Origin of the sequence: Pacificoceanicola niger (genome assembly GCF_048553275.1) — a bacterium.
GTDB lineage: Bacteria > Pseudomonadota > Alphaproteobacteria > Rhodobacterales > Rhodobacteraceae > Pacificoceanicola.
The window spans coordinates 16104-41875 of sequence record NZ_JBLZMW010000027.1 but is presented as its reverse complement, the minus strand read 5'-3'; the positions used below and the strand labels follow the sequence as shown (position 1 = coordinate 41875).

The 25772-nt window shown below is 60.6% G+C and carries 26 protein-coding genes; 20 read left to right on the top strand and 6 right to left on the bottom strand.

Annotated elements, in window-relative coordinates; all coding sequences use genetic code 11:
- Positions 1-252, top strand: a 252-nt coding sequence (locus tag ACN2XU_RS22695; protein ID WP_419412636.1) for a hypothetical protein, incomplete at its 5' end; no start/stop codon positions are given.
- A gap of 41 nt (positions 253-293) precedes the next feature.
- The gene (locus ACN2XU_RS22690) at positions 294-737 is read left to right on the top strand and encodes a hypothetical protein (RefSeq protein WP_419412635.1); all 444 of its coding nucleotides are present in this window, start codon (positions 294-296) and stop codon (positions 735-737) included.
- Positions 738-789: 52 nt separating this feature from the next.
- On the opposite strand, the gene hemH is transcribed toward ACN2XU_RS22690, so the two are convergent.
- Both hemH and ACN2XU_RS22680 read right to left on the bottom strand, forming a co-directional pair.
- Entirely contained in the window at positions 790-1851 is a 1062-nt protein-coding gene (gene hemH / locus ACN2XU_RS22685; RefSeq protein WP_419412634.1) for a ferrochelatase, read from the bottom strand.
- Positions 1852-1908: 57 nt separating this feature from the next.
- Positions 1909-2730: a methyltransferase domain-containing protein gene (locus ACN2XU_RS22680; RefSeq protein ID WP_419412633.1), complete on the bottom strand. Its 822-nt coding sequence runs from the start codon at positions 2728-2730 to the stop codon at positions 1909-1911.
- A gap of 12 nt (positions 2731-2742) precedes the next feature.
- On the opposite strand from ACN2XU_RS22680, the gene ACN2XU_RS22675 reads away from it, so the two are divergent.
- From ACN2XU_RS22675 to ACN2XU_RS22660, 4 genes are read left to right on the top strand one after another with little or no spacing between them, the layout of a single operon-like run.
- Positions 2743-3474, top strand: coding sequence for a ComF family protein (locus ACN2XU_RS22675; RefSeq protein ID WP_419412632.1), 732 nt, complete (start codon positions 2743-2745; stop codon positions 3472-3474).
- A gap of 31 nt (positions 3475-3505) precedes the next feature.
- Positions 3506-3763 carry a glutaredoxin 3 gene (gene grxC, locus ACN2XU_RS22670; RefSeq protein WP_419412631.1) on the top strand — a complete coding sequence of 86 codons (258 nt, stop codon included), beginning with the start codon at positions 3506-3508 and terminating at the stop codon, positions 3761-3763.
- Entirely contained in the window at positions 3763-4599 is an 837-nt protein-coding gene (locus ACN2XU_RS22665; protein WP_419412630.1) for a carbon-nitrogen hydrolase family protein, read from the top strand. Before grxC ends, ACN2XU_RS22665 begins: the two co-directional genes overlap by 1 nt.
- Positions 4596-5033: a MarR family winged helix-turn-helix transcriptional regulator gene (locus tag ACN2XU_RS22660; RefSeq protein ID WP_419412629.1), complete on the top strand. Its 438-nt coding sequence runs from the start codon at positions 4596-4598 to the stop codon at positions 5031-5033. Before ACN2XU_RS22665 ends, ACN2XU_RS22660 begins: the two co-directional genes overlap by 4 nt.
- 40 nt (positions 5034-5073) lie before the next feature.
- Here the strand turns inward: ACN2XU_RS22660 and idi are convergent, their stop codons facing one another.
- Positions 5074-5589, bottom strand: coding sequence for an isopentenyl-diphosphate Delta-isomerase (idi, locus tag ACN2XU_RS22655; RefSeq protein WP_419412639.1), 516 nt, complete (start codon positions 5587-5589; stop codon positions 5074-5076).
- A 175-nt stretch (positions 5590-5764) separates the two neighbouring features.
- Between idi and ACN2XU_RS22650 the strand changes: the two genes are divergently transcribed.
- The gene (locus ACN2XU_RS22650; protein WP_419412628.1) at positions 5765-6199 is read left to right on the top strand and encodes a c-type cytochrome; all 435 of its coding nucleotides are present in this window, start codon (positions 5765-5767) and stop codon (positions 6197-6199) included.
- 80 nt (positions 6200-6279) lie between these two features.
- On the opposite strand, the gene ACN2XU_RS22645 is transcribed toward ACN2XU_RS22650, so the two are convergent.
- Entirely contained in the window at positions 6280-7398 is a 1119-nt protein-coding gene (locus ACN2XU_RS22645) for a polysaccharide biosynthesis/export family protein (RefSeq protein WP_419412627.1), read from the bottom strand.
- 234 nt (positions 7399-7632) lie between these two features.
- On the opposite strand from ACN2XU_RS22645, the gene ACN2XU_RS22640 reads away from it, so the two are divergent.
- On the top strand, positions 7633-8352 hold the full coding sequence (locus tag ACN2XU_RS22640) for an NAD-dependent epimerase/dehydratase family protein (protein ID WP_419412626.1): 720 nt from the start codon (positions 7633-7635) through the stop codon (positions 8350-8352).
- Positions 8349-8960: a sugar transferase gene (locus tag ACN2XU_RS22635; protein WP_419412625.1), complete on the top strand. Its 612-nt coding sequence runs from the start codon at positions 8349-8351 to the stop codon at positions 8958-8960. The genes ACN2XU_RS22640 and ACN2XU_RS22635 overlap by 4 nt, the downstream gene beginning before the upstream one ends.
- A gap of 78 nt (positions 8961-9038) precedes the next feature.
- Here the strand turns inward: ACN2XU_RS22635 and ACN2XU_RS22630 are convergent, their stop codons facing one another.
- Together ACN2XU_RS22630 and ACN2XU_RS22625 are read right to left on the bottom strand one after the other, a co-directional pair.
- The gene (locus ACN2XU_RS22630) at positions 9039-9716 is read right to left on the bottom strand and encodes a YjbF family lipoprotein (RefSeq protein WP_419412624.1); all 678 of its coding nucleotides are present in this window, start codon (positions 9714-9716) and stop codon (positions 9039-9041) included.
- Entirely contained in the window at positions 9713-11875 is a 2163-nt protein-coding gene (locus tag ACN2XU_RS22625; protein WP_419412623.1) for a YjbH domain-containing protein, read from the bottom strand. The genes ACN2XU_RS22630 and ACN2XU_RS22625 overlap by 4 nt, the downstream gene beginning before the upstream one ends.
- Before the next feature lie 245 nt (positions 11876-12120).
- On the opposite strand from ACN2XU_RS22625, the gene ACN2XU_RS22620 reads away from it, so the two are divergent.
- From ACN2XU_RS22620 to ACN2XU_RS22570, 11 genes are all read left to right on the top strand, one after another.
- On the top strand, positions 12121-12969 hold the full coding sequence (locus tag ACN2XU_RS22620) for a flagellar motor protein MotB (RefSeq protein ID WP_419412622.1): 849 nt from the start codon (positions 12121-12123) through the stop codon (positions 12967-12969).
- Between the two features lie 115 nt (positions 12970-13084).
- Positions 13085-14386, top strand: coding sequence for a flagellar hook protein FlgE (locus ACN2XU_RS22615; RefSeq protein WP_419412638.1), 1302 nt, complete (start codon positions 13085-13087; stop codon positions 14384-14386).
- A gap of 35 nt (positions 14387-14421) precedes the next feature.
- On the top strand, positions 14422-15870 hold the full coding sequence (gene flgK / locus ACN2XU_RS22610) for a flagellar hook-associated protein FlgK (protein WP_419412621.1): 1449 nt from the start codon (positions 14422-14424) through the stop codon (positions 15868-15870).
- An 11-nt stretch (positions 15871-15881) separates the two neighbouring features.
- Positions 15882-16880, top strand: coding sequence for a flagellin (locus ACN2XU_RS22605; protein ID WP_419412620.1), 999 nt, complete (start codon positions 15882-15884; stop codon positions 16878-16880).
- Positions 16880-17989, top strand: a complete 1110-nt coding sequence (locus ACN2XU_RS22600; RefSeq protein WP_419412619.1) for a flagellar basal body P-ring protein FlgI — start codon at positions 16880-16882, stop codon at positions 17987-17989. The genes ACN2XU_RS22605 and ACN2XU_RS22600 overlap by 1 nt, the downstream gene beginning before the upstream one ends.
- 79 nt (positions 17990-18068) lie before the next feature.
- Positions 18069-18938: a flagellar motor stator protein MotA gene (gene motA / locus ACN2XU_RS22595; RefSeq protein WP_419412618.1), complete on the top strand. Its 870-nt coding sequence runs from the start codon at positions 18069-18071 to the stop codon at positions 18936-18938.
- Complete coding sequence (locus ACN2XU_RS22590; RefSeq protein ID WP_419412617.1) at positions 18935-21202, top strand: hypothetical protein; 2268 nt, start codon at positions 18935-18937, stop codon at positions 21200-21202. Before motA ends, ACN2XU_RS22590 begins: the two co-directional genes overlap by 4 nt.
- 166 nt (positions 21203-21368) lie before the next feature.
- A complete protein-coding gene (gene flhA / locus ACN2XU_RS22585) occupies positions 21369-23450 on the top strand; it encodes a flagellar biosynthesis protein FlhA (protein WP_419412616.1) in 2082 nt (693 codons plus the stop codon).
- Positions 23447-24217 (top strand): flagellar biosynthetic protein FliR, encoded by a 771-nt coding sequence (locus ACN2XU_RS22580; protein ID WP_419412615.1) that lies wholly within the window; start codon positions 23447-23449, stop codon positions 24215-24217. Before flhA ends, ACN2XU_RS22580 begins: the two co-directional genes overlap by 4 nt.
- Positions 24218-24221: 4 nt before the next feature.
- Positions 24222-25310 (top strand): flagellar type III secretion system protein FlhB, encoded by a 1089-nt coding sequence (gene flhB, locus ACN2XU_RS22575; RefSeq protein WP_419412614.1) that lies wholly within the window; start codon positions 24222-24224, stop codon positions 25308-25310.
- Positions 25311-25739: a hypothetical protein gene (locus tag ACN2XU_RS22570; RefSeq protein ID WP_419412613.1), complete on the top strand. Its 429-nt coding sequence runs from the start codon at positions 25311-25313 to the stop codon at positions 25737-25739.
- Positions 25740-25772 lie beyond the last annotated feature (33 nt).

Sequence of the window (25772 nt, the reverse complement as noted above, 5' to 3'; positions counted from 1 at the left end):
TTCATTCGAAATCTCCTCGTTCATCTTGCCGAGAAAATTCTACGTTTGCAGCCCCTTAAAATCGGGGGGGATTACCAGGCAGCGGAGGCAGTCGCGCGCCCGTTAACCAGAGTTTGGTACGATTCGGCGCGAGTTTGGTACGAAACCCAGTCTGGTGATGATGAAATTTGGCGGGCGCGGCCTGACGTTGCGGAAGATCAGGTTAAAGCCGGTTTTGCCGGTCCAGAAAGATGTGTTGACGTACCTGATTAATTTAGTCAGATTAAAGTACGTGAAGCCAACCGAGGGATGCCATGCGGTATTCGGACATCGAGAAATCGGATACGGGTCTGCGCGGGCCGGAGCAGCGTCTGATCGCCATGCTGAGGCTATGGTCCCAAGGGCCAAAAGAGCAGGATGCGGCGTGGCGCGATCTCGCCCGGAGGCTTGGCGCGCGGCGGGCGCGGGCCTGCCTGAAAGGCTTCGAAGATATGCTCGATCTGCTGCACAAGCACGGCTGGCATGTGCCCATGGTGCTGAGCCCGGAGGCGACGGGCTATTCCGAGGATGAACTGGCGCTGGCCCGGTTTGTGATGGCCGCGACGGAGCAGCGCCGCGAGGTAGCGCTGGCGGAGGCCAGCTTCCTCGTCTCGCCCGCCGCGTTGCTGCCGCTGATGACCGCAGCGAGCCGCGCCGGGCTGCCCTTGCTCTGCGAAGAGTGCCGCTCGCGGGTCATGGGGCCCGGCACGGTGCATTGAGCGGGGCCGAGGTCATTCGAAGACTTTGGGCCGGACGCCATCATATTCCTGATCAGTCGAGCCAGCCGCTCAGATTGCTTTCGATCACGGCGGAGAGCGCGGTGATATGCGCATCGTCGTCATTGAGGCAGGGGATGTAGGTGAACTGCTCCCCGCCCGCATGCTCGAAGCTTTCCTTGATCTCTTCGTTGATCTCTTCGAGCGTCTCGATGCAATCGGCGGCAAATGCGGGGGCAATCACGGCGATCTTTTTCTTGCCCTGCTGCGCCAGGTCGGCAACGTGATCGACGGTGTAGGGCTTGAGCCATTCCTCGCGGCCAAAGACCGATTGGAAGGTTGTTGTGATCTGGGTGTCGTCCCAGCCAAGCCGCTCCTTGAGCAGGCGCGTGTTTTTCTGACACTGGCAGTGGTAGGGATCGCCCTCCAGCAGGTAGCGCTTGGGCATGCCGTGATAAGAACAGACAAGCATGTCGGGCTTGTCCTCCAGCGCGGCATAGGCTGTCTCGACGGATTGGGCGAGCGCGTCGATATAGAGCGGATGGTCGAAGTAGGGCGGGATGGTGCGCACGGCGGGCTGCCACTTCTCTTCCATCAGAGCGCGGAAGAATTCATCGTTCGCCGTGGCAGAGGTGGCCCCGGCCTGCTGCGGATAGAGCGGAACGAAGAGGATCTTCTGACAGCCGGCCTCGACCATGGCGCGAACCTTGGATTTGGTCGACGGGTTGCCATAGCGCATGCAGAAATCGACCATGACCTGATCGCCGTAGCGGGCCTGCATCGCCGTCTTCATCTTGGCGGTCTGATCCTTGGTGATGGTCATCAGCGGGCTTTCGCCCTTGTCGTGATTCCAGATGGATTTGTAGTTCGCACCGGAGGTGAAAGGCCGTTTCGTCAGGATGATCAGCTGAAGCAGCGGCTGCCACTTCCACGAGGCGATGTCGATCACGCGTTTGTCCGAGAGGAACTCGTTCAGATACCGCCGCATCGGCCAGTAGGTGTAATCGTCGGGGGTGCCGAGATTGGCGAGCAGGATGCCGACCTTTGCCGGTTTGATCGCCGGGTGATCGGCGGGCGCATGTGTGGGGCGCGTGGCGGCATTGGTGGCGTCAAGCATCGTGCAAATCCTGTTGTCCGTCGGGCTCTGGCGTAAGTATCGCCTTTTACGGATGGGTCAATCCTTGAGGGGCTTTTCAAGGGTGCCAAGTGCGGCAGCGAGACTTTGCGTCGCGGAGCCGGGGCGCAGCGGCTGTGGCTGGCTGGCGTCGGGGGCCCATCCGGTGAGGGTGATGATCTCGAATGTCGCGGGGATTCGCCCGTCCTCGGTGCCGTGGGTTTCGGCATAGATCTGCGCGGCACGGAGCAGAACGGTGCGGCGTGTGGGGCGGCGAAGGCGCTGCTGCAGGGCGTTGGTCTCGCCCATGGACCGGAGTTCGCGCATCAGGTGGAGCGGCGATTGATAGCTGGTGTTCAACGGCATGGCATCGGCCACGGGCAGGGCAAACCCGGCGCGTTGCATCAAGGCCCCGAGGTCGCGGATCTCTCCCATCGGCAGGACACGGGGCGACAGGCCGCCGGTTATCTCCGCCTCCGCGGTGGCGAGCGCGCTGCGCAGCTCCGACAGGGTGTCGCCGCCGAAGGTCAGGCAAAGCAGCAGCCCGTCGGGCCGGAGCGCGCGGCGACACTGGATCAACTGGCCGACGGGATCATTGGCCCAGTGCAGGGCGAGGGCATGGATGACAAGGTCGTGGGCGCCTTCGGTCAAATCGAGCGTATCTGCGTCGTCGAGGAAGCGGGCACCGGGCAGGGCATCTTTCCAGATGGTCGGGAAAGGGGTGATGACGGCGGGGTCCGTAAAGCTCCTGTTAACCATGGAGAGACGATCCTGCGCCTCGTCCCGCGCCAGATCATGCAGGAAAAGCGCGGCGGGATCGTGGACGCGCGCCCGATGCAGGGCGAGGGTCTTCCGGTCGGTCAGGAGAGGCGGCTGTGTCATGAGGATTGAGATATGAGCTGGGCTCAGCGGATGCAATCCGTCGTGCAGATGGTCTATCCCCCGCGCTGCCTGTCCTGCGGCGGGATGGTGGGCGAGGATTTCGGCCTGTGTACGGAGTGCTGGAAGGAAACGCCCTTCATTGCCGGGCTGTGCTGCGATCTGTGCGGGCGGGGTCTGTCGGGGCGGTCCGACCGGCAGGAGATTTGCGATGATTGCCTGACGGTCGCGCGGCCCTGGGATCGGGGGCGTGCGGCGCTGAGCTATGAGGGCCGGGCGCGGCGCATTGTTCTGGCGCTGAAGCATGGTGACCGGCATGACATTGCCCGCCCCGCAGCCCAGTGGATGGCTCGGGTGACGCGGCCCATCGTGGAAGCGGATACGCTGATCGCGCCGGTGCCGCTGCACATCGGGCGGCATCTGAGGCGGCGCTACAACCAGTCGGCGCTTCTTGCTGCGGCGCTGGGCCGTGTGTTGGACCGCGAATTCGTGCCGGATTTGTTGCGGCGGGACAGCCCGACCCCGATGCTCCGGGGGCGGTCCTATGCGGAGCGTTTCGACATTCTTTCCGGACGTTTGAGCGTGACGCCCCGCCATGAGGTGCTGGTGCGGGGGCGCAGTGTGCTGATTGTCGATGATGTCATGACCTCCGGCGCGACGCTGGCGGCGGCGGCGGAGGCTTGTCTTGCATCGGGCGCAAACGCGGTATTCGTGAGCGTACTGGCGCGGGCAGGCAAAGACGCCTAAGTAAGACGAGAGACAAAACGGGACAGGCGCCATGCAAGACGTTGAAATCTATTCCTCCCCACTCTGCGGGTTCTGCCATGCCGCAAAACGGCTGCTGCAACAGAAGGGCGCGGAGTTTTCCGAAGTCGATGTGCTCAAGGAGCCGGGCCGCAAGTCCGAAATGATGGATCGCGCCGGAGGCCGGCACACGGTTCCGCAGATTTTCATCGGCGGGACGCATGTGGGCGGCTGTGACGAGCTTTATGCATTGGAGCGCGCGGGCAAGCTGGACGCCATGCTGGCCGGCTGATGCGTGTCGGGCTGCTCCAGCTCTGCGCCACGGACGATGTGAGCGAAAACAGGGCAATGGTCCGGCGGATGCTGGACGATGCGGCTGTGCAAGGGGCGGACATGGTCCTGACGCCGGAAGTGACGAATATCGTTTCCATGGACCGCGCGCATCAGGCCGCAGTCCTACAGGCGGAAGCCGAGGACGAAACGCTGCAAATGTTGCGGGAGGTCGCGGCGGAGCGGGGTATCTGGGTGCTCGCCGGATCGCTTGCCCTGAAAGCGGAGCCGCCGGAGGAGCGATTTGTGAATCGCTCGCTGTTGATCGGCGCGGACGGGGCCATAAAGGCGCGATACGACAAGATGCACATGTTCGACGTGCAGGTCAGCGAGACGGAAACCTATCGCGAATCCAGCGGATACGCGCCGGGATCGCGTGCCGTCGTGGCCGAGACGCCGTGGGCGAAGATTGGTCTGAGCGTGTGTTATGACCTCCGTTTTGCCTATCTCTACCGGGCGCTTGCGCAGGCGGGGGCCGAAATCCTGACGGTGCCAGCGGCGTTTTCGCCCGGAACGGGCCCGATGCACTGGCAGCCGCTGTTGCAGGCGCGGGCCATTGAAACCGGCGCGTTCGTTATCGCACCGGCGCAAACAGGCACACATGCGGCGAGGACCGGACGGTCGCGCAAGACCTATGGGCACAGCATGATCGTCTCGCCATGGGGCGAGGTGCTGCTGGATGCGGGGACGGAGCCGGGGGTTTTCATGGCCGATCTGGATCTGAGCGCCGTGGCGGAGGCCCGTCGCAAGGTGCCATCCCTGACCCACGACCGCAGCTTTGAGGGGCCGATACGATGAGCGACGGCAGCCGCACCCTCGCCATTTCGCTGTTCAGCGAGCTTTTGACGGCGGATCAGCTTTTGCGCGCGCGGCTGAACAAGGTGCTGCCCAACCGCATGGAAATCTCGCATTTCTCGGTTTTGAATCACCTCGGACGCGGCGGCGAGCGCACCCCGGCACAACTGGCGCGGACGTTTCACGTCACGCGTGGCGCGATGACAAACACCCTCGGCAAACTGGAAGTGGCGGGTTTTGTGCACATTCGCCCCGATTGGGACGACGCGCGGCGCAAGCTCGTGTCCGTCTCACCGGCGGGCAGGGCCGCGCGGGATGCTGCACTGGCGGCGATCACGCCGCTGATCACGGAAATGGTCGGAGAGCTGGGCGAGGACAAGGTCCGCGCGGCGCTGCCGGTCCTGCGCGAACTCCGGGTCAAGCTCGAAGCGGAATAGGACGGGCCGATGGGATGAGGCCGTCGCCCGAAACACCGTTTCAGCCAAAGATCGCGCTGGAATGGGTGTCCAGATAAATCCGAAGCCACGGCGTAAAGGCTTCGGGGTCTTGCAGGACGCGGCGTTTGAGATCCCCGAGGGCAACCCAGTCCGTCGCCATGACTTCGTCAGGATCGGGCCGAAGGGGCATGTCCGGGCCTGCCTCCGCGATGAAGATATCGACCACTTCATGCTCGGTCAGGCCGGCGCCGACATCGGCACGGTATTCGACCTGCTGGCGGAAGATGGGCGACAGCGCGGTGATGCCCAGCTCTTCGCGCAGGCGGCGGGTGGCGCAGTCCAGGGGCGTTTCGTCCCAATGCGGGTGGGTGCAGCAGGTGTTCGCCCAGAGGCCGGGTGTGTGATACTTGCTCTGCGCGCGCTGCTGGATCAGCACCTGACCGTCCCGCATGACAAAGACGGATACGGCTTTGTGCCGGAGCCCGCGCCGATGCACGTCGAGTTTCTCGACCGGCACCAAGGTGTCATTGATCCAGGCGGGGATCATGGTGTTGATAGCGGTCGTAGACGTGTCGGGCATAGGCTCTCCTCCTCTATCGCGGCGGATAGGTCAAGCGCGGCATATTGAGCCGTATATCGTTCATGTATGATATGTTAGCACGCCTTGTGCGTATTGACTTCACGCCATGCGCCATAGGTAAAGGCGCACCCCGTTCTCAAGGAGACACCACATGAAACTGACCCTAGCCACCTTCTTCGCCACGGCTGCGCTCGCTACGGGCGCCTTTGCGGAAAGCCATGCGTCCGGTGATGCGGAAGCCGGCGAGAAAGTCTTTGGCAAATGCAAATCCTGTCACATGATTCAGGACGCGGATGGCACGGATATCGTGAAGGGTGGCCGCACCGGGCCGAACCTTTACGGCGTGGTCGGCCGCACCGCTGGCTCTGTTGATGGGTTCAGATATGGCGACGATATCGTTGCTGCGGGTGAGGCCGGGCTGGTCTGGGACGAGGAGAGCTTTGTGAGCTACGTGCAGGACCCCAAGGGCTTCCTCGCCGAGTATCTCGACAAGGGCAACGCCCGGTCCAAGATGTCCTTCCGTCTGCGCAGCGGCATGGAGGATGTCTATGCCTATCTCGTGTCGGTTGGTCCGGCGGCTGAGTGAGCCGGTTTCACGGCTGATCAAATGGAAAAGGCGCACCGCCTGGGTGCGCCTTTTTTCTGTTCCGTATCCCCGGAGGGAGCTTAGTTGCCAAGCGCGGCCGCGCGGGCGGTCAGCCCGAAGGCGGAGCCGACAAGGGCAAAGACGGTCTGGACCGCATTGACCGGGCTTTCGGTCGCGAGAACCGTGTCATCCGGATGGATCGGGAATTTCTTGGCAGCGAAGAGGCCGTCGGCGCTGGTCAGATCGAAGGTGAACACGACCTGCTGCAGATCCGGCCCCGCGCCGCTGTGCGAGAGGTGTTCCGGCGCATATTCCCGCAGCACCAGCACGCCTTTGGGATCGGCCCGGAAGTCCGACAGGCCGCCCATCAATGACATGGCTTCAAGCGCGGTGACGTTGTCCTTCGGGAAGTAGATCAGGCTCTCCTGTCCCGATGCGCCGAGCGCGGTAAAGGCGCGTTCATCCGCTTCCACGACGACCGTATCGCGCGGCTGCAGCAGGGCATTCCGGGAGCCGTCTTCAAGCAGTTTGTCGGCAGAGATCTCGTAGGTGCTCGACCCCCGGATCAGGCGAACCTGCGGATTGCGCATGGCGCCAGGAATGCCGCCCGCATCGGAAATCACGTTCAGGATCTTGTAGTTGCGCGAGGGCATTGGGTAAGCGCCGGGCTGGGCGACGCCGCCGACCACGTCGACCGAATGATCCCGGCCCTGACGCAGGCTCAGCTGGACCTGTGCTGAGGGCACGATGGGTTCAAAGCGGCTCTGGATCTTGGCGCGGGCGCCAGCGGTTGTCATGCCGCGCACGCCGACCTTGTTGACGTAGGGCAGGTAGATCGAGCCGTTGCTGTCGACTTCGAGATTTTCGATCTTGGTGAATCGCTGGCCGGGGTTGGTCAGCAGGGAATTGTCCTGACTGTCCCAGATGGTGACATCGAGCTTGTCACCGGTGCGGATGGTGGAGGAGGTCGCGCCATTCGACGTTTTCGGCCAGTGGTATGTGCCATAGCCGCTGTGCGCGGACCATGCGAGGATTCCGGGGATATTCTCGCGCGTGACGGCCACCACCTGAAACGTCGGATTTTCCGTTTTTCGCTCTTTCAGGATTTCCGATTGCAGGGCCGCGCCGCGCGGAAGACTACAGGCGGTCAACGCCAGAATCGCGGCGAAAACCGTCAGGAGTTTGAATCTAGCAGCCACTGTGCCCCCGGACATCTTTTACCGAATGTGTTGTCACGCTCATTGATACCGTTGATAGATAGTCCCGGTCCAGATTGGAAGAAGAATGACGGGCGCCGGGAGAGCGGACAATTGGCCAAGCGGGTACTGATGTTGGGGGCGAGCGGTCGCCTTGGGCGCATGTTGCGCCGGGTGTGGCAGGATGATCCCTCGCAAGAGTTTGAAATAAAACCTGTTTTTCGGGGATTATCGCCTGTGCGTGATGGTCTGCAATGGCAGGTTGGGGACGATGCGGCACAATTGCCACGGGTCGACGCAATTCTTGCGCTGTGGGGCGTGACGCGGGGCGATGCGGAGCAGCTTGACGCCAATGCCGAACTGGCCTGTGCGGCGATGGAGCTTGGCCGGGTCCTCGGCGCCGGACGGGTGCTGCATGCCTCGACCCAAGCGGTTTATCAGCCGTCAAATGTGCCGATCCCGGAGACCGGTGCAACAGAGCCTGCCGGGGCGTACGGGCAATCAAAACTGGCAGCGGAACGGGCCGTGGAGCGCTGGTGCGCAGAGCATCCGGACGGGCCAAGGGCCGTGCAAATGCGGATTGGCAATGTGGCCGGAGCCGAGAGCCTGTTTGCCAATCTCAAACCCGAAGGCACGGTCACGCTGGATCAGTTCGGGGACGGCACCGGCCCGCAGCGCAGCTATATCGCGCCGCAGGATCTGGCGCAGGTGATCGCGGCGTTGCTGAGGGCGGACATTGCGGGGGCGGTCAATGTCGCCGCGCCGCAGACCACCGCGATGGCGGCGATCGCCCGTGCCGCCGGGGCCGGGGTGATCTGGAAGCCGGCGCCGCAGGGCGCGATGCAATCCATGAGCCTCGACACCCGATTGCTGCAAGGCCTCTGTGCGCTGCCCGACACCGCCGCGGACCCCGCCCGCCTTGTCGACGGGGCGCGTGCATCAGGGGTCTGGCCATGACGCCTTTTCGCCGGTTGATCGATATTCTCAGCGCCTTTGTCCTTGGCACGGTGCTCATGCCGCTGATCCTTTGGGTAACGCTCCTGCTCTTGTTCAAGGAGGGGCGTCCGTTGCTCTACAAGGCAGAGCGCATGAAGACGCCGGACAAGGCGTTTTTGCTCTGGAAATTCAGAACGATGCGACCAGATGACGGGGATCGTGGCGTGTCCGGCGGGGATAAGGCAGACCGGATTACGGAAACTGGCGCGATGCTCCGGCGCAAGCGGCTTGATGAGTTGCCGCAACTCTGGAACCTGCTACGCGGAGACGTGAGCCTCGTCGGTCCCCGGCCGCCGCTGCGCCGCTATGTGGATATGTATCCAGCGATCTATCGCGAGGTGTTGAAATCGCGGCCGGGGATCACCGGCCTGGCCTCGGTGGTCTATCACAAACGTGAAGAGGTGCTGCTATCCCGATGCAGCACGCCAGAAGAGACGGAAGCGGTCTACTGTCGCCGCTGCATCCCGACCAAGGCGCGCATCGACCGGCTCTATGCGCCCAACCGCAACATATGCACGGATTTCCGCGTGATGTTTGCGACGGTGTTCAAGAAGATCAAGCCGCATTGACGTGAGCGACAGGGCCGCCGCGCGGGGTTGGGCCCGGCCGGATGACGCGGTCATCCGTAACCGGACCGCATCACAGGTTCAGCGCCGCAGGGCCTGATTCCCCACGTAGCCGATTTCGAAACCGAGCCACTGGCGACCGGCCAGGATCGTACCTTGCGGATCAACGACGTAGGTGTTGGTGAAGGTCACGCCCTCGCCCTTGCAATCGGCGGTCATGGTGATGCCGGCGCTGTCGATTTCGCCCGCCTTGATGATCTGCCGTCCCCCCGGCGTCACGCTGCAGGTAAAGTTCAGGGTGCGGGTCAGGTCTTCTGGCGTCAGGAAGCGCAGCTGGTAGGATGCCGAGCCGGGCTGCCGCGCCTGCACTGCGCGCAGGAGGGCGTCCTCTTCGCTGCTCATCAGATCCCCGCCGAGGCCCCGGGTGGCGGTGATCATGCCGCTGCGCAGAACCATGCCCTGCCGCGCCGCGCTGCCGTAGCTGTAGTAGGGGCCATTGCGTTCGATCCCGACCAGCAGACCCTGGCTCTCGCGCTTTTCGATATTGATGAATTCGACGGGTGCCGATGTGGCGGCAAGCATCCCGACCATCTGCTGTGCGATGGGGGCGGGGGCCGCGCCATCCGGGGCCTTTTTCAGGTTTGCCTGGGTTTTGAAGTATTCGAGGGCCGGGTTCTTCTCGGTGCCGCAGGCACTGAGTGCGAGGCCGGCGATGAGCGCGAGGCCGAGGCCAAACCGGCGTTTTTTCATGATGTTCATCGCCAGAACCTCCCCCAGGAGCGGGCCACGTCCGGTTCGTGATACTCGCGGACCTTGTTGTAAAGCCGTCCGCGAACGGCCAGTTTCGCGCCGCCATCGCGGGACAGGGACCGGAGCGTCGTGCTCTCGGTCTTGCGATCGGCCGATCCGATGAGCGAAGCGATCGGTATGGTGAAGCGCAGACCCTTGTCGAACGAGCCTTCGCCGAAGTCCTCTGCGGACACGTTGGTTTTGGTTGCGTAGGCCCCGATGCTCCAGCCGTTGGCAAATTCCTTGTCGATTGCGACCGTCGCGCCGTAGTCCCCGGCGAGGTAGCGACCGACGTCAAGCGTTCCGTGGAAGCCGTTTCCGAAGGCATAGTAGGCGGAGACGTGGCCGTTGACGTTGGGAATTTCGCGGCGGATGCCGGTGGCGGGATCGACCGTGATCATGTCCTGAAGGCCAAAGCCCTGGTCGAAATCGCGGCGCACGATGTAGTTCAGTTCTGCGCCCAGCGCGAGGCGGCTGTTGACCGGCTTCCAGAGAAGCTCGCCCGAGACGCCCGCGTACATGGTTTCGAGATAGCCGAAGGTCATGCGCGAGTAGAGGTTGCGCCCGGGGCGACCGTACATGGCGACCTGCAGGAATTCGATCGAATTGTCGGCTTCGAGATAGGCGGCGGCATCTGTCCGGACGCGGGGAAGCGCGCTGGAGCTGAGGCGCAGTTTGTCGTCGCCGTTGGAGAACAGCTTGCTGCGGACGGCGCCCGATATTTCGATGTTCGAGGTCACGTCGACCTTGGCCCAGGCCCGCAGGCCGCCGCGCAGGGCGACGGGGTTGTCCGGATCGAACAGCGTGCTTGAGATATAGGGGGCGAGGGACCAGCTGAACTTGGGATAGAGGTCCGGATCGACCTTTGGCAGCCGCCCGTAGGCATCGGTGATCGCGGTGCGCGCCAGCATGGCGTCGGCGCTTTCATGTTCGAGGCGTTCGAGATCGGAGCGGCGCAGCGTTACGGCGGACATGGCCATGCCGTTGACCACGGGGACGATGACGAATTCCTCGACCGACGTGGGCATGGTGCGGCTCATGGCGCGGGCGGTGCGGCCAATGGCCTGACTCGGGGCGCCGTAGGTCGGGTTCACGAGACGCACGGTGGCGCGCTTCGGCTCCAGCGTCAGGCCTTCGACCTTCAGTCCATCCTTGTCGGCGATGGATCGCAGAGACTGCCTGGCGTCGGCAACAACGGCGTCATTGCCGACCCAGCCGAGATTGGACGCCGAGCCCGCCGGACGCACGCGCAGTGGATAGGAGGCGGCTTCGTTGCCGCCGGGAATACCGAAGGTTTTCGGGTTCAGCGCGATGGTGACCTGCGCGCCGATCTCATTGCCGTTCACATGGTAGAGAGACAGCTGCGAGCCGCTGTTCCAGCGGTAATCGACGCCGAAGTTCCACGGGCTGTCCTTGGACATTTTTCCAAGCCGGGTTTCCTCGGTATAGTTGTCCGAGGAATATTCGAGCGAGAAATTCCATTTCTTGTTCGGGGCATAGGAGATGCCGCCAAATCCGGACACGGGTCCGCGGAACCAGCGGTCGTAATTCGGCACACCCCCGGTGTCGAGCACCACGTTGGGGCGGCTTCCGGTGGTTGCAAAGCTGTTGTAGCTGCCAAGGCGTCCCCAGCCGAGGCCGCCGGTCAGTTTGAGCCCCGGCGCGACGGATTTCGTGGCCACGATGTATTCGCCGCCAAGGATGCCGGTGCCGACAAAATCCTGCAGGCCAATGACGACGGAGGGCAGGATGTCGCCTTCGCGGATCAGCTGGTAGCGCAGATCGAAGGAGCGGTCGTAGTAGACGCCCGCCGAATTGCTGGCCGGGTGATTGAAATTGTCGATGCCGGTGTAGCGGAAGGTGCCCGACAGGCGCGGCGTGATCTGAAATCCAATGGTGGTTTTCGTGCTGTCGCCGACCTGCGATACGGTCGCGGTCAGGGTGCCGTCGGGATCGACCTCGCCGGTCGGCATGTCGACAAGGCCCGGCACACCATAGGTATTGTGGCTGGGAACGTAGGGTGCGTCCTGCGCAAGGGCACTCCAGGCGGTCAGTCCGGCGATGGCTCCGACGGCGGTTCCGGACACTTGCAGGGCGCGCCTTGCCCGTGCCGATTTACGTTTCGGCATGCCGTTCCCCCTTTGAAACTCAGTTTGCCTTTTCCTGTGCTAGACATTTTGCGGTGCGCTGTCCATTCCGGACCCTTCCACGGTGCGGCGATGTGGGAAAATCAGTACGGGATTGTTGCTCTTTGGTTTGGCCCGCCCGGCGCAGACCTGGACCCCGGCCCGCATTAACGAGACATTTTTATTTGTTAAGTCGCTGGTAAAGCGCGGGAGCCTATACCCATTCCGGTGGGAAAAGAGGTGGTGAGATGAGTGGCGACAACAAGGTTGCGCCGATCATAATCAAGCGGAAGAAAGTGTCTGGTGGCGATGGCCATCACGGCGGGGCATGGAAGGTGGCTTATGCTGACTTCGTGACCGCGATGATGGCATTCTTTCTCTTGATGTGGTTGCTGAACGCGACAACGGAAAAACAGCGCAAGGGTATTGCGGACTACTTCAGCCCGACGATCGCGCTGTCGCGCGTTTCAGGTGGCGGCGATGGTCCTTTGGGCGGGGAATCGGTTTTTGCCGAGAATGTGCTGCCTCGCATGGGAACCGGCTCAACGAGCCTGCGTGCAACGGCCGAAAACCGTCAGAAGGGCAGCATGTCCGAAGGCGAGCAGGCCGAGCAGGATGCGCAAGACGAGGTCTTTGAGCAGGCGGAAGACATGCTTATGGGCCGCGGCGGCGAAAGCATGGTCGCAGATGAGCTGATGAAGCACATCTTTACGGAAGTCACGGACGAAGGGCTTGTCATAGAGCTGTTCGGCACGCGCGAAGCGCCCTTGTTCGACGAGGACGGCCTTCCGACGCGGCTGTTGCGTGATCTTGCGGTTGTGCTTGTCCGGGCCTCCGCATTGGTGAAAAATCCGATTGCCATCGAAGGGCATACGGCGGCCTACCCCGTGGTGATCGCACGCAATCCCAAATGGGATGTCTCCGGGGAGCGCGCCGCGATGTTCCGGAAGCTCATGATCGAGGCGGAACTGCCGGAAAGCCGCGTGGCTCGCGTGACGGCACATGCCGACCGCGAACCGAAGGTGAGCAACAGGATGGATGCCCGCAACAATCGGCTGGAGATCATCTTCCTGCGCAGTGCCGCCAGCATGGAGTGAGGGGCCCGGGCGCTCGGGTAAGATTGGATTGATTTTTAGCTGTTAGCGCCCCGGTAACCTAACCGCACTATTTGTTGTCCTCGGATTAGAACCGAGACAGCAGAAAGGCGTGTCAATGACAATCTCCTCCTCCCTCAATGCCGGTGTATCTGGGCTTGCAGCCAATGCGACCCGGCTTGCGACGATCTCTGACAACATCGCCAACAGCTCGACTTATGGGTATCGCCGCTCAGAAACCGAATTCAACTCATTGGTCATGAGCAATGGCGGTCGCTCTTACACTGCCGGCGGTGTGACAACGTCGAACATTCGCCTGATCGACCAGAAGGGCTCGCTTGTCAGTACGGACAACGCGACGGATCTCGCAGTGCGAGGCCGCGGCATGATTCCCGTAGTGTCCCAGTCGCAATTCAACGCGACTGGCGAGCCTGATCTGCTGTTGACCACGACCGGGTCCTTTCGCCTCGATGAAAACGGGTATCTGGCGAACGAGGCCGGGTACTATCTGATGGGATGGCCGGCGTCTCCTGACGGAACGATCCCAACCTATCCCAGGGATACAACGGAAGGTTTGGAGCCGATTCGGTTCAGCCAGAGCCTGACCGGTGACCCGACGACGGCCGTTGAGGTCGCGCTCAACCTTCCGGCGACAGATACGGTTGAGGGTTCGAACGGCGATTCCTACTATCTGTCGGTAGAGTACTTTGACAACCTCGGCGTTTCGCAGTCGTTGGCTGTGAGTTTCACACCGACAGTGCCGGCGCCCGGTGGTGGCCAGTCGAACGAGTGGACCATGACAATTGCCGACTCGGCTCAGGCCGGCGCAATTATCGGCGAGTATACGATCGAATTCGACGACAGTCGTGCGAATGGCGGTCAGATCTTGGCCGTAACCACCGTGTCCGGCGGCGCGTATGATCCGTTGACCGGCGTTTCCATTGTGGACGTGGCTGGTGGACCGATCGCATTCAATATTGGTGCCGTCGGTGAAAACAACGGGCTGTCACAATTGTCCGACGGTTTCGCACCGATTTCGATTTCCAAGGATGGCTCTGAGGTGGGGAATATGGTGTCCGTCGAGGTGGACGCGAACGGTTTTGTCAGCGCGATGTACGATACCGGTGTGAGCCAGGTCTTGTATCAGGTGCCGCTGGCGGATCTGCCCAATCCGAATGGCATGATACCGATGGACAACCAGACGTTCAGACCATCGACGGAGAGTGGCACCTACTTCCTTTGGGATGCCGGTGATGGTCCGACGGGTGACATCAAGTCCTACTCCCGTGAAGAATCGACCACCGATGTTGCCCAGGAGCTGACCTCCATGATCCAGACCCAGCGGGCCTATTCGTCGAATGCCAAGGTCATTCAGACCGTGGACGAGATGCTTCAGGAAACCACGAACATCAAACGCTAATCCGTTTGATGTCAGCCCCTTAAGGAGGCAGTGTCATGTCGTTATCCGGAGCCTTGATGAACGCGTTCAGTGGCCTGAAGGCCACGTCGCGGGGCGCGGCCATCGTGTCGACCAACATCGCGAACGCCACGACCGAAAGCTACGGTCGGCGATCTCTGGCGCTATCGTCCGCTTCCGCGGGAACGATCGGAGGTGTTCGGATCGATGGCGTCGTTCGCCATACCGACCCCGCATTGGTCTCTGACAGGCGGGTGTCGGACTCCAGCCTCGGCTGGGCCGACAGCATGCTGGCCTTTGCCAGCCGTCTTGAAGCGACGGTCGGGGAAACCGGCAGCCCCGGCTCTCTGACCGATCTGGTAACCGCTTTCGAGAACGCCCTGGTGACCGGGGCGGCCAATCCCGCCTCGACCCAGCGATTGGAGACGATTGCAACTTCGGCAGACGATGTGGCGGAGAAGCTTAACGTGCTGTCTAACTTTGTTCAGGATGAGCGCGTAACAGCGGATACCGCGATATCCAAACAGGTCCAGACCCTGAACGACACAATGGTCCGGCTTGAAGAGATAAACAATGACGTGGTCAAGTCCGGAACCACCGGCGCGGATATCTCATCATTGCTCGACGAACGGGCGCGCCTGCTTGATTCGGTTTCGGACATCGTGCCGCTGCGCGTGATCGGCCGCGAAAATAACACCGTTGCGGTCTATACGCAGGGTGGGGCGGTGCTTCTCGACGGCAAGACCTTCGAAGTGGGCTTTTCGAAGACCAATGCCATCAGCCCCTATATGACAATGGCGGCCGGCGATCTCAGTGGTCTGACATTGGACGGTGTCGCGGTCAGTTCGCGAAATGGCGGGCAATTGTCGGGCGGGACTCTGGGCGCGGCTTTCGAGCTGCGGGATGTCACCTCGGTTGAACGGCAGGCACAACTTGACGGCATTGCACGGGATTTGATTGACCGGCTTGGCCCTGGCGGTCCGGACACGACGCTGGGTGCCGGGGATCCGGGCCTGTTCACGGATGAGGGCCTAGCTTTCGATCCGTTGCAAGAGACCGGCATCGCCCAGCGCATTCAGTTGAATTCTCTGGTTGCCCCCGGCAGCGGCGGGAGTTGGCGTCTACGAGACGGGCTTGGAGCGTTAACGCAGGGGGAGGTCGGGGATTCGACGATCCTGACAGCGATCTCAGCCGCGCTCGAAGAGCAGGTGGCTCCCGGTTCGGCGTCGCTCGATGCCATTCCGAGTAGCTTCATGAACCAGATTTCGGATTTCGCATCAGATGTCGTGGGGGAGCGGGTCCGGGCGGAAAATCGCCATGTCTTTTCGTTGTCACAGAACACAAATCTCAAGGAGGCGGAGCTAGCCAAAGGGGTCGATACGGATTTCGAAATCCAGAACCTGATGGAAATCGAGCAGCTTTACACCGCCAACGCCAAAGTGATGCAGACCGTCGACGAATTGCTTGAACGTCTGATGAGCATCTGAGGAGAAAGTAAATGGATTCAGTAGGTAACCTGGCGCGATCCCTGGTGCTGCGTACCAATCAGGTGCGACTGCGTGAAGAAATGGACAAGCTCGCCGTCGAGGTCTCGACCGGGTTGGTCAAGGACCCTGGTAAACATCTGAAGGGTGACCTCAGCAATCTGCTGGCCATCGACCGGACCCTGTCCAAGCTTGATGCGTTCAAGGTCAATGTGACCGAGGCCACCTATATAGCCAGCACCATGCAGACGACGCTGGATGAGATGCAGGTTCGGACGCAGTCGCTTTCTCAGACGCTGACCTCTGCCGAACTGACGCCGTCGGGCGAACTCCTGTCGACCATGTCCGAGGATGCGGAAAGTGCATTGGGTCAGGTCATGGGCGCATTGAACCGCTCGGTTGCCGGGCGCACGTTGTTCGCGGGCACGGCTACGGACCGGGCGGCGGTTTTGCCGGTGGAAGACATGATGACAGCTCTGACCACGGCGCTTGCCGGCCAGACGGATCTGGCGGGAATCGAAACGGAACTCGATCTGTTTTTTGGCCCTGGAGGCGCTTACGAGACAACGATTTACCTAGGTTCGAATACCGGTGTCAGCCCGATCCGGCTTGGCGAGAACGAATCCGCGAATGTGGACATTCGCGCAACGGACGACACATTCCGCGAGTTGTTGAAGCCACTGGCGTTGGCGGCCGTCGCATCGAACCCCTTGCTCGCGCTTGATGAGAACACGCAAGTCGATCTGCTTTCCAAAGCCGGACGGGACTTGCTCGCGGCGCAGGAGCCGCTGGTCGAGTTGCGCGCAGGCATTGGTTCTCTTGAGGCCCGGATCGAGGAGACGAAGACCCGAAACTCGGCCGAGCGAACCGCAACCAGTCAGGCCAAGCTCGAACTGGTCGGTGCCGAACCCTATGAAACCGCATCGCGGTACGAAATCATACGCGGTCAGCTTGAGAGCCTTTACACCATCACGGCCCGCTCCCAGCGGCTTTCGCTGGCGGAGTTTCTCTGATGCCAATTCAGAAAATTTTCATAGTTTTTTTAACACTTCTTCTTACCGCCGGCGTCGTGCATGCGCAGTCGGTACGGATCAAGGATCTGGTGGAAGTGGACGGGGTTCGCGCAAACGATCTGGTTGGATATGGCCTTGTGGTCGGTCTCAACGGGTCGGGCGACGGGCTGCGGAATGCGCCGTTCACAGAAGAGATCATGTCGAACATTCTCGAGCGGCTCGGCGTCAACGTCACGGGTGAGCAGTTTCGGCCTAAAAACGTGGCGGCTGTAATTGTCACAGCCAAGTTGCCCGCGTTCTCGCGGGTCGGCAATCAGATCGATGTGACGGTTTCCGCGATTGGCGACGCCAGCAGCTTGCTTGGCGGGACGCTGATCATGACACCACTTAACGCCGCAGATGGCGACATTTACGCGGTGGCGCAGGGCGCTGTTATCGCGGGCGGGGTTGCGGCGCAGGGCGATGCCGCGGCGGTTGTGCAGGGCGTTCCGACGGCTGGTGTGATCCCGTCGGGCGCACGTGTCGAACGGGAAATAGATTTCGATTTTACGCAGCTTTCGAGCTTGCGCCTCGCCCTGCGCGAGCCAGATTTCACCACGGCGGCCCGGATTGAAGACGTTATCAATCAACGCGTTGGAGGCAGGGCCGCAATGATGTTGGATGCGGGTACGGTCCAGGTTAATCTTGCTCGCACGGGTGCCTCGTCGCCCGCGCGGGCCGTTGTCGCCATTGAAAACCTCTCCGTGGAGCCGGAACGCAGGGCCCGCGTGGTGGTGGATCAGAGGTCCGGCACCATTGTCATGGGGTCCGACGTTCGTATTTCCCGCGTAGCCGTATCGCAAGGAAACCTGACATTGCGAATCCAAGAGGCCCCGTTGGTCGTTCAGCCCAACCCGTTTGCAGAGGGTGAGACCGTGGTGATTCCGCGCACGGCGGTGGGGATCGAGGATGAGCCCGGAATCGGTCTTGCGGAGGTGCCAGAGGGTACGTCCTTGTCCGAGGTGATTTCCGGTCTGAATGCGCTTGGTGTCAGCCCGCGCGACATGATCGACATCCTCAAGAGCATCAAGGCGGCGGGTGCCTTGCACGCTGAATTTGTCGTGATGTGACGGGATTTATTGCTGCTGGTGAGAGGTTCTTAACGGCTGCGTGGCATCGTCATCTCTAGGTTACTGTCGGGAGTCCGGAATGCTTGGAATCATCGGTATTGCCGTGATATTTATCATGGTATTTGGCGGGTATATATTGGCGGGTGGCAAGCTGGGGATTATTCTCAAGGCATTGCCATTCGAATTCATGATGATCGGTGGCGCCGCTGCGGGAGCGTTTCTCATCAGCAATGATGGCGGTGCCGTCAAGCACACGCTCAAAGATGTCGGAAAGGTGTTCAAGGGCACCAAATGGAAGCCGAGCGATTATCGTGATCTTCTGTGCCTGCTGTTCGAGCTTATTCGCCTGGCGCGGAGCAGCCCGGTGGCGATCGAAGAACATATCGAATCCCCTGAGGAATCAGCAATTTTTCAGAAGTACCCCAAGATCCTTGGCGACAAATACGCGATCGAGTTGATCTGTGACACTATGCGATCGGTATCAATGAACTATGACGATCCGCACCAGGTTGAAGAGGTGCTGGACAAGCGGATCGAGGGGATGCAGCACCATGCGCTGCACTCCAGTCATGCAATCCAATCACTTGCGGACGCTCTTCCTGCCTTGGGAATTGTTGCGGCGGTTTTGGGTGTGATCAAGACAATGGCATCCATCGATCAGCCGCCTGAAGTCTTGGGAAAAATGATTGGCGGGGCGCTTGTTGGCACCTTCCTAGGTGTGTTCTTGGCTTACGGCCTCGCGGCGCCTTTCGCAAGCAAGGTAAAAGCGGTGGTGGAGGAGGATATGCACTTCTATCAATTGATCCGGGAGGTCCTGGTTGCCAACTTGCACAATCATGCCACGAATATCTGTATTGAAGTCGGCCGTCAGAACGCGCCGTCTCACTCTCGACCGAGTTTTATCGATCTCGAAGAAGCTTTGAAATCTGTCAAGCAGGACGCAGCATGAGGCGACTGGCTTGTGCACTTCTTCTGGCAGTTTTTCCCATTCGAGCCGTGGCCCAAGACGTCGTTGTGCGAAGTGGTGAGCATGGTGACTTTACTCGATTGGTGCTCTCGGTTCCGGAGGGCACGGGATATGAAGTCATTGAACAGCCAGAGGCTGGGATCGTGCGCGTAGCGCTATCCCGCGCTGGCCTTAGCTTCGATACATCGACAATTTTCAACAAGATCAACACAAATCGAATTTCAGCGGTAACGCCTGTTCCCGGCGAGTCTGCAATCGATATCTCGCTGAACTGCCCCTGTGGAGCCGATTCGTTCACGCTTCGCGGGACCATGATTGTGGTTGATCTCAGTGAGCGGGAAGGTGCTACAATGCCTGCTCCGACAAACCAACCCGACCCGGCTCCTGAGGTCGTTCGGCGACTGCCGACAGCATCCGAACTGTCGCTGGCGCGCGAGTTGTCCACTGTTCGCGTGGATGGTTTGCCCAGCATTGGACCTGACCGATCACCAGAGCCCCTCTTGCCCAGCGTCGGTATTTTGCGTCCTCAAACCAATCGTTTGGATCAAGACCCGAAAGATCAAAGGGACTCAGATCCTTACGCCTTGGGGGATACGATCGCCGAACGATTGGCGCGTGCGGCAACCGAAGGTTTGCTCGATCCAGCGCTCGCCGCCAAGCCTGATGTCGCCAACCTGTCGCTGCGTCCGGTATCCACTCCGGAGCCAACTGGCGAAACGAGTGATGCAGTGAGTGACCTGGCTCGTCAGTTGACAGGTCTGGAAGCGACCGGAACAAAGAAGGGTGTCGTGTCGATCGGCGCAACGGAATGCACGCCAGACAGAGAGCTGACGGTGTCCGATTGGACTGATGTTGAGACTGTTAACGAGGTTCTTGCGGGAGGCCATGCAGAGCTCTTCGGTGAATTTGACGTCGTGAATGAACGCGCGGTCCGTAATTACGCGCGCGAATTGATATACTTTGGCTTTGGTGCGGAGGCGCGGGCGGCAATGCAGGCTTTGCCGGATGGAACGGACTCGGCCCTGCAGGCCATCAGTTATCTCGTGGATGGAGAAGTGGATCCGACGCGCTGGTTCGAATCTCAAGCGGATTGTGATGGTTATGCCGCCTTCTGGTCGGCGTTAAGCGGGGGCCTCCGCGTTGAAAACACCCATTACAACGCGGGAGGAATCTTGCGAGGTCTTGAGAACCTTCCGGAACATTTGCGGGATTTTCTTGGCCCGATAGTGGCTCAGAAGTTGTCGACGTCGGGCAAGACAGATCTTGCTCGTGACGTCCTGCGACGCCTTGAGCGGCTGCATGGCGGACCCACTGATAGCCTGACGCTGGGAGAAGCGCAGATTGCATTTCGCGAGGGGAAAATTGATGAGGCGCAAGAAGCGTTGCAATCCATCAGCGCGCTGAGTGAGCGCGACGCACCAAGCGCGATCACGACATCTGTTGACATTGCTCATGCCCGACAGGAGCCGGTCTCCGAGGGGGTTGTCGAATTGACGGCAGCCTATGCTTCCGAGCTACGGGATAGTGATCAGGGTCCGGATCTCTGGAAAGCCCATCTTCGCACTCTTCTGCTGAACGATCACTTTGCCCAAAGTTTTCAAACGCTGGCTGAAGGCGATTTCGTCCCTCGAGAGATGCAGAAAGATATGGCTATAGAAGTGGTTGCCGCGGTGACCGAGCGCGCAGATAATCTGGCTTTTTTGAAGTATGTCATGAGCGATGCGCTTGATACGACGCGTTTGGATAGCCCGGAACTAGAGTTGTCCATCATCTCACGTCTCATCGATTTGGGCATGCCTGATATGGCGCTCGACAGAATAGAAAGGCGACCTGATCTTGCGCCGGAACGGGAGTTTCGTCTGGCGCGTGCAAAAGCACTTCTTGCGCTGTCCAGACCTGAAGAGGCCGAGATTTTCCTCGTCGGGCTGCGCGGGGAAAACATCGACATTCTGCGCGCAGAAGCGCGTCGCAGAATGGGAGATTATTCTTACGCGCGAGAGCTTTACGACGGTATGGGTGAGACAGAGCAGGCGTTGAGCAGCGCTTGGCTTTCCGGCGATTGGGAACGTGTCTCGCAAGAGGCGGATACACCACTTGGGCAGGCGGCCCGGCTGCTCGAAGCCGATACCCCCGCGCCGGAGAGGCCCAGCCTGAACTACGCCGAAGAGTTGTCAAGCGATGCGGCAGAGACGCGCGAGACTCTGAGGGCCTTGTTGGAGGCGACGCGTATCGGTTCAGGCGGTTGAGAGAAACTTACTAAAAATCAACGCATCGGAATTAGCGTCATCTGTGAAATGCGGATGTTGGAAAAGGCCAAGAAATGGCGATAACACTCACTGTAGCCGACCAGCGTCGCGGAGCGCGGACCGGTCGGTGTAATGGCTGGCGCGTTACTTTCGGAGTACGCCGGACATGAAGCTGACACTGTCTTCCTTCACCCGGCCGACGATCCTTTTCGCGCTGGCTTTGATGGCAATCATTGTCATGATGATCCTGCCGATGCCGTCTTGGGTCTTGGACGTCGGGCTTGCGACGTCTTTCGGCCTCGCGATCCTGATTTTTACCGTCACGCTGTTCATTGAGCGGCCTCTGGATTTTTCCGCGTTTCCAACGATTCTGCTGACGTCCTTGATGCTGCGTTTGTCCTTGAACGTCAGCTCAACCAAGCTGATCATCGGAAATGGTCACACGGGGACTGGCGCGGCGGGCGAGGTTATCGAGGGGTTTGCGAGCTTCGTGATGGGGGGCAGCGTTTTCCTCGGTCTCGTGGTTTTTGGCGTCCTGATGATCGTCAATTTCACTGTCATCACCAAGGGCGCGGCCCGCATGGCCGAGGTCTCTGCACGGTTTGCGCTTGATGGGATGCCGGGCAAACAGCTCGCGATTGACGCCGATATGGCCGCAGGTGCAATCGACCATGCCGAAGCCAAGGCGCGTCGGGATCGGGAGCAACAGGAAACAACGTTCTTCGGCTCACTGGATGGTGCGTCGAAATTCGTTAAGGGCGACGCAGTGGCGGGCCTGCTGATTACCGGTTTGAACCTGATCATGGGCGTTGCCATGGGGGTTTTCGTCCATGGCATGGGGTTTGGCAATGCGCTTGAAACCTATGCGATTCTCACAGTGGGCGATGGGCTCGTCACGCAGATCCCGGCGGTGATCATTTCGATCGCGGCCGGCCTGCTGCTCGCGCGCGGGGGCACCACCGGAGCGACTGATCTTGCGATTCTCGGGCAGCTGGGCCGACACCCTTCGGCGCTTGCCACGGTTGGTATTCTGATGGCGCTGTTCGCACTGGTCCCTGGTCTGCCCTTTCTTCCCTTCATCGCCGGGGCAGGTGTGCTCTGCTTCTCGGCGTGGTGGTTGGCCAATCGACCGGAACCGGAAGAGGAGTCCGAAGCGCCGGAAAACGAGGACGATGGTCCGCGCGAACGGCGGATGGGCGACGTGCTGGATCTCGACGATATCCACGTGGAATTTGCACCGGATCTTGTGAACATGGTTCTGGATCCCGGCACTGGGCTCGATGCGCGGATTGCGAATATGCGCACGCATGTCGCCTCCCACTACGGTTTGATCCTGCCTGAAATGCGGTTGACGGACGCGCCGGAACTGCGGCCGGGCACCTATGTTGTAAAGATACACGGGGTAGAAATGGCGCGGGGCGAGTTGAATGCCGATCTTGTGCTTGCCCTGATGCCGGAGGATCGGTCGTCGCTGCCTGCCGGGCGTGATGTCACAGAGCCCGTTTACGGCGCACCGGCGCGGTGGATTCGACCTGAGGATCAGGAGCGTGCGGCGATCACCGGGGCGACCATCGTGTCTCCGACCGAGGTGCTTGCGACCCACCTTCTTGAGGTCATCCGCCGTAATTTTGGCCGCCTGCTGACGCTGAAATCGCTCCGCCGTTTGCTCGATGAAATGGCGACGCTGAGCAATCCGGCGCGGGCGGAAGCAAACCGCAAGCTGATTGATGAGCTGATCCCAGACAAGGTGCAGATTGACACGTTGCATCAAGTCCTGCGACTGCTGCTGGATGAACAGGTCTCGGTTCGCAACCTGCCCTTGATCCTTGAGGCGATCGCGGAAATGCGGGGCCATCAAAACCAGCCGGAAGCCATTTGTGAGCATGTGCGGAAACGCCTTGGGTTCCAGCTTGTTGCCGGGTTGCGGCGTGAAGACGGGACGATCCCGCTGATCCAGCTGGCGCCGGAGTGGGAAGAGACCTTCTTGTCTTATCAGATTGACGGCGGGCAGGGTGCGCTTGATGTTGCCTTGCCGCCGGAGCGGTTCGAGGCGCTGACAGAGGGTCTCGCTGAACAGATCGGCGAGGCTGGCAATCGGGGCGTGATCCCGGCGGTGGTGACCACATCCAGGCGTCGGCGATTCCTGCGCACCGTCATGGCGTCAAAGGGAATGACCAATCCGGTGATGTCCTTTGAGGAAATCGGGCTGGAAGCGCGTCCGGCGTTGATTGGCGTGGTGGCGGCGTGATTGCCGGGCTGGATGGGCTCGTCAATCTGACGATGTCGGCGCTTTGGGGCAGCCTGATCGTTTTCTTCAGGGTGGCGGCGGCGATGGCTGTCTTGCCTGGCCTTGGGGAGCAAATGCTCTCTGTGCGTATCAAATTGGTGCTGGCGATCGGGCTTACCTCTGTTGTTGCGCCGGCGGTTCTTCCGGAAATTTCCCTTCCAGAGCCGAGTTTTGGAAATTTCGTCGCTGCCTTGATGACAGAAACGCTGGCAGGTCTGTTCATTGGTCTGATGCTGCGTTTGTTCATTCTGGCGATTCAGATCGCCGGGTCGATCGCGGCGCAGTCAACCTCACTGGCGCAGATTTTCGGCTCCCAAGGACTTGATCCCCTACCGGCCATTGGACATATCCTCACGCTGTCGGCGCTGGCTTTGCTGATGGCGACAGGCTTTCACGTCAAGGCTGCAGCTTATATCGTGCTGTCTTATGATCTGCTCGCACCGCTGCAGTTCCCGGACCCCGTGGCCGTGGCGGATGCGGGGCGGCAGCGGATTGCACACTGTTTTACTTTGGGATTCAGCCTTGCGGCTCCCTTTGTGATCATGTCGGTGCTGTACAACCTGACCCTCGGCGTCATCAACAAGGCCATGCCGCAATTGATGGTCGCCTTCGTTGGCTCACCTGTGATCACTTTCGGGTCTGTCGCAATGCTGTTGCTCTGTTCGCCGATTATCCTGTCGGTGTGGCTCGCTGCGGTCGAGGCATTCCTCGCCAACCCGTTGCGGTAGACCGATGGCTGATGAAGAGGACAGTGGCGAAAAGAGCCACGAACCATCCCCGAAAAAGCTCGAAGACGCTCGCAAGAAAGGTGAGATTCCCAGAGCGCCAGATCTTTCGACGGCGATGTCATATCTTGGCCTGCTGCTTTGCGGGATAACGCTCGGTGGGCCGGTGCTGCGCGAATTCGCCAATGCGCTGTTGCCATTGATTGAACAGCCCGACCGGTTGGAATCGCTGTTCTTCCGGGATGGCGCGACCGAGGTCGCGGGAGAGGTGCTCAGCGCAACGTTGGTGCCGACGCTTCCGATCTTTCTTGTCCCGGGAGCGATGGTCTTGTTGACGCTCCTGGCATCGCGCGGGATTTTGTTCACGCCGTCAAAGCTGGTTCCGAAGGGGCAGCGGCTCGATCCGATTTCCAATGCCAAGAACAAATACGGCCGGCGGGGGCTCTTCGAGTTCTTCAAGAGCTTCGTGAAGCTGGTGGTCTATTCAATCTGCCTGGCGCTGTTCTTGCGAAACAAGCTCGGGGAGATCGTCGGTAGTATTTACGCCAGTGCCGCGGAAAGTGCGGTGATGATGATGAACCTCATGATGGATTTCCTCATCCTCGTGGTGATTATCGCGATGGTCATCGGCGGGCTCGACTTTTTCTGGCAGCGCGCCGAACACATGCGGAAAAATCGTATGACACTCAAGGAGTTGCGGGACGAGTTCAAGGAATCGGAAGGTGATCCGCACTTCAAACAGGCGCGCCGCAGCCGCGCACAGGAACTGGCCATGGGGCAGATGATGGCTGAGGTGCCGAAGGCGGACGTCATTATTGTGAACCCGACGCATTATGCGGTGGCGTTGAAATGGAGCCGGATGCCGGGCGCTGCACCGGAATGCGTGGCCAAGGGTGTGGACGAAATTGCCTTGAAAATTCGAGAGCTCGCAGCAGAGAACAATGTGCCGATCCACTCCGACCCGCCGACGGCGCGCGCACTTTATGCGACCACGAACATTGGCGACCAAATCGCATCAGAGCATTACCGCCCGGTCGCGGCGGCGATCCGCTTTGCTGATGCCATGCGGGCCAAAGCACGACAGAGAGGCTGGTAAATGACTGATAAATTTAGTGATATTATAAGCGTCAGCAGCATCTTGCAGGAGCGGGCGTTGGATAAGCACCGGCAAAACCTTGCGACAAGCAAGAGGCTTCAGGATGAGTTGACCCAAATTGACACGCTGCGCCAGGCGATTCAGGCAGACGGGGCATCGCTGGGTGCGCGGCAGCTTTCGGGAGCAGACACCCTTTGGCAGACGTGGCTGGTGACAAAACGGGCGCGGCTGCTGCAGGAAATGGCCATGGCGCGGGCGCTTGAAGCGGATAGCCTGGCGCGGGCCCGCACTGCCCAGGCCCGGTATGATGCCGCTAACGCTCTGGAAAAAGAGGAAAAAAAACGTATTCGCGACAGGCGCATATTGGCCCAGACCGAAGCGCTTGAAGATATGGGCCGTTTGCGGCAAGCCCTGTCGGACAATCTGTAACAGCGAGGCCTCTTGGCGATCGCAGCGAAAGCG

What these genes read in the sequence shown, in the direction of transcription:
- ACN2XU_RS22660 (WP_419412629.1), top strand. Translation starts at nt 4,596, where the DNA reads ATGAGCGACGGCAGCCGCACCCTCGCCATTTCGCTGTTCAGCGAGCTT.
- ACN2XU_RS22625 (WP_419412623.1), bottom strand. Translation starts at nt 11,875, where the DNA reads ATGCCGAAACGTAAATCGGCACGGGCAAGGCGCGCCCTGCAAGTGTCC.
- ACN2XU_RS22630 (WP_419412624.1), bottom strand. Translation starts at nt 9,716, where the DNA reads ATGAACATCATGAAAAAACGCCGGTTTGGCCTCGGCCTCGCGCTCATC.
- flhB (WP_419412614.1), top strand. Translation starts at nt 24,222, where the DNA reads ATGGCTGATGAAGAGGACAGTGGCGAAAAGAGCCACGAACCATCCCCG.
- grxC (WP_419412631.1), top strand. Translation starts at nt 3,506, where the DNA reads ATGCAAGACGTTGAAATCTATTCCTCCCCACTCTGCGGGTTCTGCCAT.
- ACN2XU_RS22590 (WP_419412617.1), top strand. Translation starts at nt 18,935, where the DNA reads ATGAGGCGACTGGCTTGTGCACTTCTTCTGGCAGTTTTTCCCATTCGA.
- ACN2XU_RS22665 (WP_419412630.1), top strand. Translation starts at nt 3,763, where the DNA reads ATGCGTGTCGGGCTGCTCCAGCTCTGCGCCACGGACGATGTGAGCGAA.
- hemH (WP_419412634.1), bottom strand. Translation starts at nt 1,851, where the DNA reads ATGCTTGACGCCACCAATGCCGCCACGCGCCCCACACATGCGCCCGCC.
- ACN2XU_RS22600 (WP_419412619.1), top strand. Translation starts at nt 16,880, where the DNA reads ATGCCAATTCAGAAAATTTTCATAGTTTTTTTAACACTTCTTCTTACC.
- ACN2XU_RS22605 (WP_419412620.1), top strand. Translation starts at nt 15,882, where the DNA reads ATGGATTCAGTAGGTAACCTGGCGCGATCCCTGGTGCTGCGTACCAAT.
- motA (WP_419412618.1), top strand. Translation starts at nt 18,069, where the DNA reads ATGCTTGGAATCATCGGTATTGCCGTGATATTTATCATGGTATTTGGC.
- flhA (WP_419412616.1), top strand. Translation starts at nt 21,369, where the DNA reads ATGAAGCTGACACTGTCTTCCTTCACCCGGCCGACGATCCTTTTCGCG.
- ACN2XU_RS22620 (WP_419412622.1), top strand. Translation starts at nt 12,121, where the DNA reads ATGAGTGGCGACAACAAGGTTGCGCCGATCATAATCAAGCGGAAGAAA.
- ACN2XU_RS22615 (WP_419412638.1), top strand. Translation starts at nt 13,085, where the DNA reads ATGACAATCTCCTCCTCCCTCAATGCCGGTGTATCTGGGCTTGCAGCC.
- ACN2XU_RS22675 (WP_419412632.1), top strand. Translation starts at nt 2,743, where the DNA reads ATGAGCTGGGCTCAGCGGATGCAATCCGTCGTGCAGATGGTCTATCCC.
- ACN2XU_RS22650 (WP_419412628.1), top strand. Translation starts at nt 5,765, where the DNA reads ATGAAACTGACCCTAGCCACCTTCTTCGCCACGGCTGCGCTCGCTACG.
- ACN2XU_RS22690 (WP_419412635.1), top strand. Translation starts at nt 294, where the DNA reads ATGCGGTATTCGGACATCGAGAAATCGGATACGGGTCTGCGCGGGCCG.
- ACN2XU_RS22680 (WP_419412633.1), bottom strand. Translation starts at nt 2,730, where the DNA reads ATGACACAGCCGCCTCTCCTGACCGACCGGAAGACCCTCGCCCTGCAT.
- ACN2XU_RS22570 (WP_419412613.1), top strand. Translation starts at nt 25,311, where the DNA reads ATGACTGATAAATTTAGTGATATTATAAGCGTCAGCAGCATCTTGCAG.
- ACN2XU_RS22635 (WP_419412625.1), top strand. Translation starts at nt 8,349, where the DNA reads ATGACGCCTTTTCGCCGGTTGATCGATATTCTCAGCGCCTTTGTCCTT.
- flgK (WP_419412621.1), top strand. Translation starts at nt 14,422, where the DNA reads ATGTCGTTATCCGGAGCCTTGATGAACGCGTTCAGTGGCCTGAAGGCC.